11 protein-coding genes and 2 tRNA genes are annotated in these 13,684 nt (G+C 68.8%); 5 read left to right on the forward strand and 8 right to left on the reverse strand.

From position 1 onward, the window contains the following. Window positions 1-151: 151 nt before the first annotated feature. Window positions 152-1,357 (forward strand): M23 family metallopeptidase, encoded by a 1,206-nt coding sequence (locus IG04_RS0135675; protein WP_030481154.1) that lies wholly within the window; start codon window positions 152-154, stop codon window positions 1,355-1,357. Window positions 1,358-1,431: 74 nt separating this feature from the next. Here the strand turns inward: IG04_RS0135675 and IG04_RS0135680 are convergent, their stop codons facing one another. Further along, entirely contained in the window at window positions 1,432-2,592 is a 1,161-nt protein-coding gene (locus tag IG04_RS0135680) for a DUF418 domain-containing protein (protein ID WP_030481155.1), read from the reverse strand. 242 nt (window positions 2,593-2,834) lie between these two features. Between IG04_RS0135680 and IG04_RS0135685 the strand changes: the two genes are divergently transcribed. Next, a complete protein-coding gene (locus IG04_RS0135685; RefSeq protein WP_063758355.1) occupies window positions 2,835-3,668 on the forward strand; it encodes a GbsR/MarR family transcriptional regulator in 834 nt (277 codons plus the stop codon). A 200-nt stretch (window positions 3,669-3,868) separates the two neighbouring features. On the opposite strand, the gene IG04_RS0135695 is transcribed toward IG04_RS0135685, so the two are convergent. Beyond that, window positions 3,869-3,942 (reverse strand) — tRNA-Lys (locus IG04_RS0135695). Window positions 3,943-4,225: 283 nt separating this feature from the next. Here IG04_RS0135695 and IG04_RS0135700 point away from each other — a divergent pair. Next, window positions 4,226-5,362 carry a L,D-transpeptidase gene (locus tag IG04_RS0135700; RefSeq protein ID WP_338043644.1) on the forward strand — a complete coding sequence of 379 codons (1,137 nt, stop codon included), beginning with the start codon at window positions 4,226-4,228 and terminating at the stop codon, window positions 5,360-5,362. A gap of 4 nt (window positions 5,363-5,366) precedes the next feature. Here IG04_RS0135700 and IG04_RS0135705 read toward each other — a convergent pair whose 3' ends face one another. From IG04_RS0135705 to orn, 3 genes are all read right to left on the reverse strand, one after another. After that, window positions 5,367-6,992 (reverse strand): ABC-F family ATP-binding cassette domain-containing protein, encoded by a 1,626-nt coding sequence (locus tag IG04_RS0135705; protein WP_030481158.1) that lies wholly within the window; start codon window positions 6,990-6,992, stop codon window positions 5,367-5,369. A 57-nt stretch (window positions 6,993-7,049) separates the two neighbouring features. Next, window positions 7,050-7,122: transfer RNA gene (locus tag IG04_RS0135710), tRNA-His, on the reverse strand. A gap of 65 nt (window positions 7,123-7,187) precedes the next feature. Then, window positions 7,188-7,793 carry an oligoribonuclease gene (orn, locus tag IG04_RS0135715; protein ID WP_030481159.1) on the reverse strand — a complete coding sequence of 202 codons (606 nt, stop codon included), beginning with the start codon at window positions 7,791-7,793 and terminating at the stop codon, window positions 7,188-7,190. A gap of 72 nt (window positions 7,794-7,865) precedes the next feature. On the opposite strand from orn, the gene IG04_RS0135720 reads away from it, so the two are divergent. Then, window positions 7,866-9,386 (forward strand): helicase HerA-like domain-containing protein, encoded by a 1,521-nt coding sequence (locus tag IG04_RS0135720; protein ID WP_030481160.1) that lies wholly within the window; start codon window positions 7,866-7,868, stop codon window positions 9,384-9,386. Here the strand turns inward: IG04_RS0135720 and IG04_RS0135725 are convergent. Then, window positions 9,318-10,583, reverse strand: a complete 1,266-nt coding sequence (locus IG04_RS0135725; protein WP_051771365.1) for an MFS transporter — start codon at window positions 10,581-10,583, stop codon at window positions 9,318-9,320. The two genes, IG04_RS0135720 and IG04_RS0135725, sit on opposite strands and share 69 nt — an antisense overlap. 71 nt (window positions 10,584-10,654) lie before the next feature. On the opposite strand from IG04_RS0135725, the gene IG04_RS0135730 reads away from it, so the two are divergent. Next, on the forward strand, window positions 10,655-11,590 hold the full coding sequence (locus IG04_RS0135730) for a GlxA family transcriptional regulator (protein ID WP_030481162.1): 936 nt from the start codon (window positions 10,655-10,657) through the stop codon (window positions 11,588-11,590). Here the strand turns inward: IG04_RS0135730 and IG04_RS0135735 are convergent. Together IG04_RS0135735 and IG04_RS0135740 are read right to left on the reverse strand one after the other, a co-directional pair. Further along, the gene (locus IG04_RS0135735; RefSeq protein ID WP_051771366.1) at window positions 11,569-13,116 is read right to left on the reverse strand and encodes a PH domain-containing protein; all 1,548 of its coding nucleotides are present in this window, start codon (window positions 13,114-13,116) and stop codon (window positions 11,569-11,571) included. The genes IG04_RS0135730 and IG04_RS0135735 overlap by 22 nt on opposite strands. Beyond that, window positions 13,113-13,595, reverse strand: a complete 483-nt coding sequence (locus IG04_RS0135740) for a PH domain-containing protein (protein WP_245816513.1) — start codon at window positions 13,593-13,595, stop codon at window positions 13,113-13,115. The genes IG04_RS0135735 and IG04_RS0135740 overlap by 4 nt, the downstream gene beginning before the upstream one ends. Window positions 13,596-13,684 lie beyond the last annotated feature (89 nt).

The raw sequence follows: 13,684 nt of genomic DNA on the forward strand, positions 1-13,684 counted from the left end.
CCATCCACAGTATTGAAGGTGCCTTCCACAGTTGTGGACGTCCGCCGGAGGCGACCTTGACCGCGTCGGACCACCGGTATGTCATCGGCGCGGCGGCCCCTGCAAGAGCCGCCGAATCCCTGCACTGTGCCGATTTCCCCCTGGAGGGCACATGTCCCGTCCGTTGTCCGCGCGCCGATTCGCCGCGCTTTTCTCCGCACTCGCGACCGGTGTGGCGGTGCTGGCCGCGCCGTCCGCGACGGCCGCCGAGGCCGACCTCGCCACGACCGTCCGCGCCACCATGCTCCAGCAGCACGGCGACGCGCTGAAGAGGGAGTGGGACACGCAGACCTTGCGTGAACCGCTGTTCGAGCCGACCCGCAAGTCCGGTGCGTGGGTGTTCGGCAGCACCACCATCCCGATGGCCCACGGCCAGGAGCACGGGGCACCGCACATGGCGTTGTTCCTGGCCCGCAAGGAACGATCCACGTGGCGCGTCGAGCTCGACGGCACCGCCGGGTTCGCCGCTCTCGCCGCCCAGGCGCCGTCCGGCGTGCTCAGCGACGGCGAGAAGCGCACGTTCGCGGCCAACCAGAACAACCGCGCACAAGCGCTCGCACCCACCGGCCTCGGTCTGCCGTGGCCGGTGAACGTGGCCTGGTGGATGGGCGGCGGTCCGCACGGCAACAGCGGCAACAGCCGGCCGTTCAGTTCCATCGACTTCAACGGCGGCGACGGCCGAGTCCTGTCCGCAGGCACCGGCCGCGTCTACAAGAGCTGCATCGTGGGCCGCAGCGCGTTGGTGAAAGTCGTGCACGACAACGGTTACAGCACCACCTACTACCACATGTACAACCTGACGACGCTCGCCGACGGCAGCGCCGTGCGCACCGGCACGTACCTCGGCAACATCGGCAACGAACTGCCTTGCGGCGGTTCGAGCAGTGGAGCGCACGTGCACTTCTCGTTGCTGCGCGGCAACACACACGTGAGCGTCAACGGGATGACGATCGGCGGCTGGACGTTCTACGAAGGCTCCCAGGCGTACGGCGGCTATGCGCAACGCGGCAGCACGCGCGTGTCCGTCGGCGGCCGGATCACGAACTACGGCGGTGGCGGCACGACGCTGCCCACCGGCACCGTCGACGCGGGTCCGAACAGCACGGTGAACCTGCGGTCCGGCCCCGGCCTGAGCTACTCGGTCGTGGGCACGGTCGCGGACGGCGCGGTGGTGTCCATCGCGTGCACCAGCCGCGGTGAGGCCGTCGACGGTGTCTGGGGCCGCACCGACCTGTGGAACCGGCTCGAAGACGGCAAGTGGATCAGCGACGGTTTCGTCGACACCGGCTCGAACGAACCGGTCGCTTCGAACTGCTGACCCCGAAACAGCGGGTCCGGGGTTCAAGCCCCTGAAGCAGGCCGAGATCCGTCTCGGCCTGCTTCTCCGGGTGACTACGGAGAGGCGGCGTTCGACGCGGTCGGGCGCGGGTACGACATCCGTCGCAGCAGTACCTCCATCGGTCCGCGCTGTCCGGTGCGGCGCATCCATTCGGCGAGCAGCACCGAGACCACGAAGACGACGGCGGCGATGCCGTAGCTACCAGCCACGCTCACCTCGTCGCGCAGGTTGAAGGTGAACGGGTAGAACAGCGCCAGCCACACGGCGGACTGGACCAGGTAGAACGTCAGGGACCGCTGACCGAGCGCGGCCAGTGCGGTGGTGAATCCTCCCGGCCGGTCGCCGATCCTGGCTGACGCCAGACCGACGGCGGCGGCCAGGCCGATCCCGCCCGCGAATCCGGTCAGGTCGTGCGCGACGGCGACCATCCACTGCAGACTCATCGTGTCGGTGTGCCACACCCCGGCGGCGAGAAGGGCGGCGGGCAGCCGGCCGATCAGCGCCAGGGTCAGCAGACCGAGAGTGGTGCGGCGCAACGTCGTGCGGTGCTCGGCGGGGCGGTCCAGGTACCGGCGGCGTGCCGCCCAGACACCCAGCAGCATGCCGGGCAGCACCATCACGACACCCAGCAGCGCCTCTGCGGGCTTGGTCAGGTTTGCGAGCACGTGCGCGGCATAGGCAGGCTCCATGAACGCCGCGAAGGTGACCGGTGCGCCGGCCTCGATGCCGAGTTGCGCGTTCACGCTTTGCCAGGCCAGCAGCAGTGTCGCCGGAACCAAGGTCAAGGCGGCGGTCCAGCCGAGTGTCCTGTCCGTGGCGCGCACCAGCGGGGTGAACAGCAGCAGCGCGAGTCCGTAGATGGCGACGATGTCGATGGGTACCAGAAGGATGGTGTGGGCGAACCCTATTAGGACGAGCCAGATGCTGCGGCGTCGCAGCAGGGCGCGCAGCCCTGGCCAGTCGCCGCCGCGAGCGTGGTGCCGGTGGGCGAGCTGACCCATGCCGTAGCCGAACAGGAACACGAACATCGCGCGGGCCTGGTTGTCGGCGATCAGCGACTTGACGAACAGCGCGATGTCGTCGAGCACCGGCATCCCGGACCGCCAGGAACTCAGGAACCCGGGCGCGTGCGCCAGTGCGATGAGCAACAGCATCAGCCCGCGCGCGAGGTCCGGAGCCAGCGAACGGCCGGTCGAGACACGTTCGGTTGTCATGTCGTCCCGTTCGGAAGAGGTATGCGTGATCTTTACGATCTCCGAAAGCTACGTAGCCTTTACCAAACCGTCAACGAGTGAGGAGAGGAATAGAGCCCGTTTGAACTGGTCAGTCTCACGTGATTCTTGCGTTGGCGCTGCCGATGAACGCAACGAGAGTGCGCGGCCTGTGTTGCGATGACCCTGGTGCCGGAAATACTGTCGGCAGCCGGACACCACCACGCGCGGGAGACGGAACGCCGATGCCCGAACGCAGACTGAGCCAGCAGGATCGGCAGCGCATCGCCGCCGGCCTGGCCGCGGGACGCGGATACGCCGACATCGCCCGCGGTCTGGGGCGACCCACCTCGACGGTCACCCGTGAGGTCGCCCGCAACGGCGGACCTGCCGACTACCGGGCGGGGGAGGCACAGCGAGCCTCCGTACGGCGGGCGCGTCGGCCAAAGATCGTCTCCGCGCCTCCGGCGCCGACGATCGCGGATCCGTACCGGCGCGAACCCGAGGCGGTGGCCGAGGCCTTCGAGGAACTCACCTCCATGCTGGCGCGGACCGGCCTGCCGCAGATGGCGGCCGGCGTGTTCGCCTGCCTGTACGTCACCGACTCCGGCAGCCTCACCGCCGCCGAGCTGGTGCGAAGGCTGCGGGTCAGCCCCGCTTCGGTCTCCAAGGCCGTGGCCTTCCTGGAAGCGCAGGGCATCATCCGGCGAGAGCGCGCCGCCGCGAGCCGGCGAGAGCGGTACGTACTGGGTGGCGACCTCTGGCACCGGTCGCTGCTGGCGACCGCCCAGCGCAACATCGCGCTGGCCGAGAGCGCCCGTCGTGCCGCCGCGATCCTCGGCACCGCCACTCCGGCCGGCACCCGGTTGGCCGATACGGCCGAGTTTCTCGACCGTATCGGCGACGAGCTCGTCCAGGCCATCCAGCGTTGGTGGCAAGCCCGCCCCGAGGAAGGCCCAACGGCAACCACAACCCTGAAGGCAGCCCGAACAGGCGCCTCCGGTCTTTGCCGAAGGTGCGGGCAAGAGGTACAGCAGGGGATGGGCACTGCGGGAAACGTCGCTGGTCATCCCGAGTAACCGGGTCGTGGCCCTGGTGTGCCCGGCCGCGAACGAGTCCGCTGTGGACGGAGCTGTGATCAGCGCGACCCGCACACCCCGAACTACGCGGTGGCCGTGCAAGGTCGTCCCGGGCTTGCAAAGCGAGATCCACAACAGCGAAATGAGTACGGAAAAGCAGAAAAGCAGGTCGAGACGAATCTCGACCTGCTTCTCTGGAGTACGCCGCCAGGGACTCGAACCCCGGACCCGCTGATTAAGAGTCAGCTGCTCTAACCAACTGAGCTAGCGGCGCTTGTTTGTGTGCCGGAGGCTTGCTCGTTTCCGACGTGAAGAACGTTAGCACAGCGCCTCAGCGCGCTCCCAATCGGCTGGTCAGCACCGGTTGGACGGTGCATCGGCCAAGTAACGATCCGGCCACTTGCGCAACTTCGGGCCACCCCCTGTCGTCCCCTGATCGGGGGACGCCAAAACACCTTCGTGCAGGCGATCTCGGGAGCGGACACAAGCAGATCGGAAGTACGTCCATGGGGATGTGGAGCAGGCGCGGTCTTGGGGTGGTCGCAGCGGGAGTCGCTGTGATTCTGATCGCAGGCTGTTCGGGGGGCGGCGGCGAAGCGGTGACCGGTGCCGGCGGGGAGTCGAGCGCTCCTCCGCCTCCGCCGAAGCCCGTCACGCTGACGCTGGCGTTGAACAACGGTGCGGCCGAGGTGTCGCCCGGTCTGCCCGTCATCGCGACGGCGGCGGACGGGAAGCTGACCGACGTCAAGCTGACCAACCCCGACGGCAAGGTCGTCGAGGGCAAGATGAACGCCGAGTCGACGCAGTGGACCAACATCGAGCCGCTCGGGTATTCCAAGACGTACAAGCTGGTCGCCACGGCCACCGGCGAGGACGGCAAGGTGGAGACCAAGGAGTCGTCCTTCACCACGGTGAAGCCGCGCACGCTCACGTACGTGTCGACGAACCCGCAGGACGGCACGACCATCGGCGTCGGGCAGCCGCTCGCCTTCTACTTCGACGAGCCGGTGTCCGACAAGGTCGCGGCCGAGAAGATGCTCGAGATCACCACCGAGCCCAAGGTCGAGGGCGCCTTCTACTGGTTCAACAAGAAGGAGGTGCACTGGCGTCCGGAGAAGTTCTGGAAGTCGGGCACCAAGATCACGATGAACATCAAGGTCTACGGCAAGCACATCGGTGACGGCATCTACGGCCAAGAAGACCGCACGATCACCACGACGGTCGGCGACGAGGTCATCCACGAGGCCGACGGCCAGACGCACCAGGTGATCACCAAGGTCAACGGCCAGGTCGTCCGCACCATGCCGACCTCCATGGGCAAGCCGGCCGACGCCACCCCCACCGGCACGTACGTGCTGATGGAGAAGCACAGCCACATGATCATGGACTCGACCACGTACGGCCTCGCGCTGGAGAACGGCGGCTACAAGACCCCGGTCGACTGGGCGTACCGCATGTCCAACAGCGGCATCTTCTTCCACGGCGCGCCGTGGTCCATCGGCGACCAGGGCAAGCGCAACGTGAGCCACGGCTGCCTGAACCTGTCGCCGGAGAACGCCAAGTGGGTGTTCGACAACAGCAAGCAGGGCGACGTCGTCATCGTCACCAACTCCGGTGGCCCGGCGCTGGAGTCGTGGGACGGCTTCGGCGACTGGCAGGTCCCGTGGGCCACGTGGGTCCAGGGCAACCGGTAAAGCGCTAGGAGACCGTCACCTGACCGCCCGACACGGTCAGGTGACGGTTCACCTGCACCGCCTCCAGCATCCGCCGGTCGTGCGTCACCAGCAGCAACGTGCCGGGGTAGCTCTCCAGCGCCGACTCCAGCTGCTCGATCGCGGCCAGGTCCAGGTGGTTCGTCGGCTCGTCCAGCACCAGCAGGTTCACCCCGCGGCCCTGCAGCAACGCCAGCGCCGCCCGCGTCCGTTCACCCGGTGACAGCGACGCCGCCGGACGGATCACGTGCGCCGCCTTCAGGCCGAACTTCGCCAGCAACGTCCGCACGTCGGCCGGGTTCATCTCCGGCACGGCCTCCTCGAACGCGTCGACCAGCGGCAGATCGCCCAGGAACAGCCCGCGTGCCTGGTCCACCTCGCCGACCACGACGCCGGAGCCCAGCGTCGCGTAGCCGGAGGTCAGTTCGGCACGGCCCAGCAGCGCGGCCAGCAACGTCGACTTGCCCGCGCCGTTCGCCCCGGTGATCGCGACCCGGTCCGCCCAGTCGACCTGCAGGTCCACCGGGCCCAGCCGGAAGTCACCGCGCTCGACCACGGCCGCCCGCAGCGACGCCACCACGGCACCGGAACGCGGGGCCGCGGCGATCTCCATCCGCAGCTCCCACTCCTTGCGGGGCTCCTCGACGACGTCCAGCCGTTCGATCATGCGGTCGGTCTGCCGGGCCTTCGAGGCCTGCTTCTCGGTGGCGTCGGCACGGAACTTGCGCGCGTTCTTGTCGTTGTCGCCCGCCTTGCGCCGGGCGTTCTTCACGCCCTTGTCCATCCACGACCGCTGCATGCGCGCACGGGCCTCCAGCGAGGCCTTGGTGTCCGCGAACTCGTCGTAGTCGTCGCGGGCGTGCTGACGGGACCGTGCGCGCTCTTCGAGGTACGACTCGTAGCCGCCGCCGTACAGGCGCACGGAGTTCTGGTGCAGGTCGAGCTCCAGCACGCGCGTGACCGTGCGGGCCAGGAACTCGCGGTCGTGCGACACCACCACCGTGCCGGCGCGCAGGCCCGTGACGAACTTCTCCAGCCGTTCCAGGCCGTCGAGGTCCAGGTCGTTGGTCGGCTCGTCGAGCAGGAAGATGTCGTACCGGCTGAGCAGCAACGACGCCATGCCCGCCCGCGCCGCCTGGCCGCCGGACAGCGAGGTCATCAGCGCGTCGAGGCCGACGGAGAGACCCACGTCGGCGATGACTTCGAGCGACCGTTCCTCCAGGTCGGCGCCGCCCAGCGCGAGCCACTGGTCGAGCGCGTCCGAGTAGCCCTCGTCGTTGCCGGCGGTCAGCGCCTCGGTGGCCACGTCCAGCGCGGCCTGGGCGTCCGCGACACCTGTGCGCCGGGCCAGGAATTCGCGGACGGTCTCGCCCTCGCGGCGTTCGGGTTCCTGCGACAGGTGCCCGACGTTGGCCGCGGGCGGGCTCAGCGTCACGCGGCCGGACTCGGCGGGGATGAGGCCGGCCAGCGTCTTCAGCAACGTCGACTTGCCCGCCCCGTTGACGCCGACGAGGCCGATGACGTCGCCGGGAGCGACCACGAGGTCGAGTCCGGAGAAGAGGACGCGGTCACCGTGGCCGGCGGCGAGATCCTTGGCGACGAGCGTGGTCATGAAAACTCCCGGAACGTGAAGAAAGGCCCCCGCTGGTGCGGAGGCCTTTCGACAAAGGGTGAGTGACGGGACTTGAACCCGCGACACCTGGGATCACAACCCAGTGCTCTACCGACTGAGCTACACCCACCATTGCTGGTCGTTGACCGGCGAGGGAAGCATAGCAACGACGACTACCGATATTGAAATCGGGGGTCAGTCGGTGTTCTTGAGCAGGTCAGCGGCGACGGCCTGGGCCTGCTCGGTCGACGGACCGGGCTGCGGCACGAACGCCGTCCGCCGGTAGTACGCGAGCTCCCGGATGGACTCGATGATGTCGGCGAGCGCCCGGTGCGCGAGGCCCTTGCCGGGCTGCGCGTAGTAGATGCGCGGGTACCAGCGCCGGCACAGCTCCTTGATCGACGACACGTCGACCATGCGGTAGTGCAGGTGGGCGTCCAGCGCCGGCATGTCGCGGGCGATGAAGCCGCGGTCGGTGGCGATGGAGTTGCCGGCCAGGGGAGCGGTCCTCGGGTCCGGGACCCACTCCTTGATGTAGGCCAGCACGGCGGCCTCGGCTTCCTCCAGGGAGACCGCGGACGCGCGCACCTCCTCGGTCAGGCCCGACTTGGCGTGCATCTGCATGACGACCTCCGGCATCGAGGCGAGCACGTCGTCATCCGCGTGGATCACAATGTCCACGCCGTCGCCGAGCACGTTGAGCTCGGCGTCCGTGACCAGTGCCGCGATCTCGATCAGAGCGTCCTTGCCCAAGTCGAGTCCGGTCATCTCGCAGTCGATCCACACCAGACGATCCATCACGACCGGAACATTACTGCGCGGAGCCTCAACTTCGAGTGGCGGCGTGCGGCAACCTGGTTACGCTCCTCGTGCATGACGGCTCAAGCTGAGATCGCTGCTGGATATGCGTCGGAGAGCGCGGCCATCGAACTCGGCGCCGTGCTGGTCGGCGGGAGCGTCGAGTCGACCGCCCACGTCCGCATCCCGCTGGCCATGGTCAACCGCCACGGACTTGTCGCGGGCGCAACGGGAACCGGCAAGACGAAGACCCTCCAGCTGCTCGCCGAACAGCTGTCGAACAACGGCGTGCCGGTGCTGATGGCGGACGTGAAGGGCGACCTGTCCGGTCTGTCGCAGCAGGGTGCGGACGGCGACAGGATCAAGACCCGGGCCGCGGACACGGGTGACGACTGGCAGCCGGCGTCGTACCCCGTGCAGTTCCTGTCGATCGGCACGGGCGGTCTCGGCGTTCCCCTGCGCGCCTCGATCACGAGCTTCGGGCCGATCCTGCTGTCGAAGGTGCTGGGCCTGAACGACACCCAGGAGTCGACGCTCGGGCTGATCTTCCACTGGGCCGACAGCCGCGGCCTGCCGTTGCTCGACACCAAGGACCTGCGCAGCGTCATCCAGCACCTCACCGGCGACGAGGGCAAGGAGGACCTGAAGGGCATCGGCGGTGTCTCCAGCTCCACGGCCGGTGTGATCCTGCGGGCGCTGGTCAACCTGGAGGCGCAGGGCGGCGACAGGTTCTTCGGCGAACCGGAGCTCGACCCGGCCGACCTGATGCGGCAGCGTGACGGCAAGGGCGTCGTGAGCCTGCTGGAACTGGCCGAGCTGCAGGGCAACCCCGCGTTGTTCTCCACGTTCCTGATGTGGCTGCTGGCCGAGCTGTTCGAGACTCTGCCCGAGGAAGGCGACGTCGAGAAGCCCAAGCTCGTCTTTTTCTTCGACGAGGCACACCTGCTGTTCTCCAACGCTTCCAAGGCGTTCCTCGACCAGATCACCCAGACCGTGAAGCTCATCCGGTCCAAGGGCATCGGCGTCTTCTTCTGCACGCAGCTGCCGACCGACATCCCGAACGACGTGCTGTCGCAGCTCGGCGCGCGCGTTCAGCACGCACTGCGCGCGTTCACGCCCGACGACCAGAAGGCGTTGGCGCGCACGGTGAAGACGTATCCGACGACGCCGCACTACGACCTGGAGAAGGCCCTCACGTCGCTCGGCATCGGCGAGGCGATCATCACCGTGCTGAGCGAGAAGGGCGCGCCGACACCGGTCGCGTGGACCCGCCTGCGGGCGCCGCGCTCGTTGATGGACACCATCGGCAACGACGCGATCAAGCAGGCGTCCCAGGCGTCGGACCTGCACGGCAAGTATTCGGAGACCGTGGACCGCGAGTCGGCCTACGAGCAGCTGATGCAGAAGGTCGCGCCGCCGCAGGAAGAAGAACGAGCCCCAGGTGCCCCTGTCCAGCGACAGGAGAAGGAGGACCCGGGGCTCGTCGGGAAGGTGCTGGGCAACAGCGCCGTGAAGTCGTTCCTGCGGTCAGCGGGCAGCGCCCTGGCGCGCGAGATCACGCGCGGCATCTTCGGGACCTCGCGCAAGCGACGCTGACAGCACGGCCGCGCCGATGCACAGGGCGCCCGCGACGTACCAGGCCAGGTCGTAGCTGCCCAGGTGGTCGCGGGTGAGCCCGGCCGCCGAGGCCGCGACGGCCGCGCCGAGCTGGTGCGACGCGAACACCCAGCCGAACACGACGGGGCCGGACATGCCGAAGTACTGACGGCACAACGCCACGGTCGGCGGCACCGTCGCGACCCAGTCCAGGCCGTAGAAGATGATGAACACCAGCATCGACGGGTGCGCCGACTCGCCGAACAGCTGTGGCAGCAGCATCAGCGAGAGGCCGCGCAACGCGTAGTAGCCCGCCAGCAGCAGCCGTGAGTCGACGCGGTCGGTCAGCCAGCCGGACGCGATCGTGCCCACGATGTCGAACACACCGACCAGCGCCAGCAGCCCGGCGGCGGTCGTCGTCGGCATGCCGTGGTCGTGCGCGGCGGGGATGAAGTGCGTGCCCACCAGACCGTTCGTGGACGCGCCGCAGATCGCGAAACCCCCGGCCAGCAACCAGAACGGCCGCGTCCTGGCCGCCGTGGCCAACGCGCCCAGAGCGCGCTTGGCCGCACCACCGGACGGCGGCGGGGGAGTGTCCTCGGTCGCGCCGAGCGGCAGCAGCCCGACGTCCCGCGGGTACTCGCGCAGGAAGAACCCCGCCAGCGGCACGACGGCCAGCGCGGCGATGCAGATCACCAGCGAGGCGTACCGCCAGCCGTAGGACTCGGACAGCCAGGCCACGGTCGGCAGGAACACCAGTTGGCCGGCCGCGCCACCGGCCGTCAGCACGCCCGTGACCAGGCCGCGGTGCTTCACGAACCAGCGTCCGGTGATCGTCGCGACGAACGCCAGCGCCATCGAACCGGTGCCGACCCCGACCACGACGCCCCAGAGCATGATCAGCTGCCAGGACGCGGTCATGAACACCGTCAGCCCGCTGCCGATCGCGACCATCGTCAACGCGCTGGTCACCACGACCCGCACGCCGAACCTGTCCATCAGCGCGGCCGCGAACGGCGCGGTCAGCCCGAACAGCAACAGGTTGATCGAGATGGCGAGCGAGATCGTGCCGGTCGTCCAGCCGAACTCCGCCCGCAACGGCTCGATCAACGCTCCCGGCGCGGCCCGGAACGACGCGGCGCCCACCAGGGCGATGAAGGACACGCCTGCGACAACCCAGGCCCAATGCACTCTCACGCCGACAAGGTTCGGCGACGAGCGACCCGGCGACCAGTGGCCCGATGGCCAACATGTGAAAGAATCAGGCCATGCACCGGATCGCCGTTCTCGCGCTCGAGAAGTCCGTCGCGTTCGACATCGGCAGCTCGACGCACATGTTCGGGCGGCTCGAAGACAGGTACGAGGTCGTCGTCTGCTCGCCGGACCGCCGCCCGATCCCGACCACCGGCGGCTTCACCATCGCGCCCGACCACGGCCTGGAGGTGCTGAAGGATGCGGACACAGTGCTCGTGCCGGGCACCCACTACCAACCGGCGCGCGAGGGCCGGCTCGAACCCGCGGTCCTGGAGGCGCTCACGACGACGAACGCTCCACGGATCATGTCGATCTGTACCGGCGCGTTCGTGCTCGCCGCCGCCGGGCTGCTCGACGGCCGGCCCGCGACCACGCACTGGAAGACCACCGACCAGTTCAGCGCGCTGTACCCGAAGGTGCGCCTCAACCCGGACGTACTGTTCGTCGACGACGGCGACGTGCTGACGTCCGCGGGCGTCGCGGCGGGCATCGACCTGTGCCTGCACGTCATCAGGTCCGACCATGGCAGCGAGGTGGCGAACTGGGTCGCCCGCTACTGCGTCGTCCCGGCGTGGCGGCAGGGCGGGCAGTCCCAGTTCGTCGACCGGCCGGTGCCGGACTACCCGGACACCTCGACCGCGCTCGCCCGCGAATGGGCGTTGGAGCGGCTCCAAGAGCCGCTCGACCTCGCCGCGATGGCCGCGCAGGTGCGGATGAGCGTGCGGACGTTCACCCGCCGGTTCCGCGCGGAGACCGGCATGTCACCGGGACAGTGGCTGACGCAGCAGCGCGTCGACCGCGCCCGGCACCTGCTGGAGTCCACCGACCTGCCGATCGACCAGGTCGCGAACCACGCCGGTTTCGGCACCGGCGCGGCTCTGCGGCAGCAGCTGGCCGCCTCGGTCGGGATCTCGCCGAGTGCCTACCGTCAGGCGTTCCGCTCGGCCTGACCATCCACAGTGGAGTCGACCAGGAACGGGCGCAACAGGTCCGGCACGGCCTCGTCGGCCAGTGCCAGCCCGTGAGACTCGCCGACGTCCGTCACGTGGTAGATGCCCGCACCCGCCGCCGTGGTCGCGCCGATCGTCATCAAACCGCTGCGGCGCTGGAAGAACGACCGCTCGATGCGCCAGCCGATGATGCCGGTGCGCTGCAACGCGACGGTGCTGCGCACGAGGGAGTTGTTGCGCGTCACCAGATAGCGCTCGTCCAGGGCGTTGCCGAGCGACCGGTAGTTGTCCCAGCCGACCAGCGCGGCGAACGGGATGATCGCCACCGGGATGGGCCACGCCCACGACGGCGCCCAGATCGCGAGGCCTGCCGCGATCACGGCCCACGGCATCACATGCCGGAAGACGCTGCGGCGCAACGCCGCGAACGGGTGCTTGCGGAGCCGGAGCGTCGTCGGGTCGCTGCCGACCTTCAGCACGTCCCGCGACACCTGGTGCGCCACCGACAACGGCGCGGGCGGCAGCAGCAGGTTGCTCTCGCCCTTCGAGCCCAGGCCCGTGGTCACCGCGGCGAGCTTCGCGCCCTTGCCGGCACGCACCAGCAGCGGTTCCTGGATGTCGACGCCGCGCAGGCGTTGCTCCTCCACCGAGACCGACCGGGTGGTGAGCAGACCCCGTTGCACGCGCAGGGTTCCGTCCGGCTCGCGGGTCAGCCGGTAGTTCCAGAACTGCAGGATGTAGAGCGGGATCGACAGGACCAGCCCGACCACGGCCAGCACGATCAGGAACCCGGCGAAGAGCGCGAGACTCGGGTTCCCGAACAGCCACTCCCACAGGTCCTGCACCGGGTGCAGGCCCAGGTCGTCGGCGTAGTTGGACAGCACACCGAACACGGCGCCGATCGCGACGAGACCGGACAACGACAGCGGCGCGAACTTCAGCCACTTCAGGTCGAGCTGCGAGATGACCTCGGACTCGGGCACCGGAACCGGCTCCGCGTGCTCGCCCTCGGCAGCCGCCTTGGGCGTGACTCCCTTCTGCAGCAACAACAACCGCAGCCGTTCGGCCTCCTGCTTCGTCACCGCGTCGAGCGTCAGGCCGTCCGTGCCGGGGACGTCCTGCTGGCCCGTGCCGATCCGCACCGCCGAGAGCCCGAAGATCCGGTGGCCCGGCTTGGAGGTGAGGTCGACCGTCCTGATGCGATCACGCGGCACCGCGAGCTGCTTGCGGGTCAGCAGTCCCGTGTGCAGCTCGACCTGGTCGTCGGTGATGCGGTACCTCGTGGTGCGCCAGATGAGATAGCTGAACGCGAGGATCGCCGCGACCGTCGCGCCGCTGGCGAAGAGCCGCCACTTCTCGCCGTTGCCGGTGAACAGCAGCACCAGGATCGGCACCAGCATCGCGATGCCCTCGTTGAGCGGCCGCACGACCAGCATCCGCACGTGCAGGCGGTGCCACTCCTGCAGCGGCTCGACGAACTCCGGTGCGGCGGGAAGCCCGGCCGGCACCTCCGAAGGAGTGCTCACGTGGCATCACCGGGGGTGGCCTGGGTGGTGTTGGTCAGTTCCACCACGAGCCTCTGCGCTACCTCGTGCTCCAGGCCCTCGATCTCCACCGGACCGGCGGCCGACGCCGTCGTCACCGTGACCGTGGACAGGCCGAGCATCTGCTGGAACGGCCCGCGTTTCGTGTCGATCGTCTGGATCCGCGACACCGGCGCGACTCTCCACTCCTGGTTCAGCCAGCCGGAGAGGGTGTAGACGGCGTCCGGCGTGGTCTCCCAGCGGTGGACGCGGTAGCGCCAGCTCGGTTCGACCGCGGTGTGCACGATCCCGACGACCAGCGTGGCGATCAGGAGCACGAGCTCCCACGTCGGCGGCTCGTCCACCAGCAGGAACACGACCAGCTGGGGCACGAAGAGCACGAGCCAGAAGAGGGCGGCCTGCATCGTCCACAGCAGGACGGACTTCGGGCTCACCTGGTGACGAGGCGTGCGCAGTTGCAGAGTCACCCCACAAGGGTGCCTCACCCGTACCTGGTGGTGTGGCCAGGTGCGTCAATTGGTGCGTCGGTGGCCGGGGTGGTCTTGCTTGC

Origin of the sequence: Lentzea albidocapillata (assembly GCF_000719115.1) — a bacterium.
GTDB classification, from domain to species: domain Bacteria; phylum Actinomycetota; class Actinomycetes; order Mycobacteriales; family Pseudonocardiaceae; genus Lentzea; species Lentzea albidocapillata.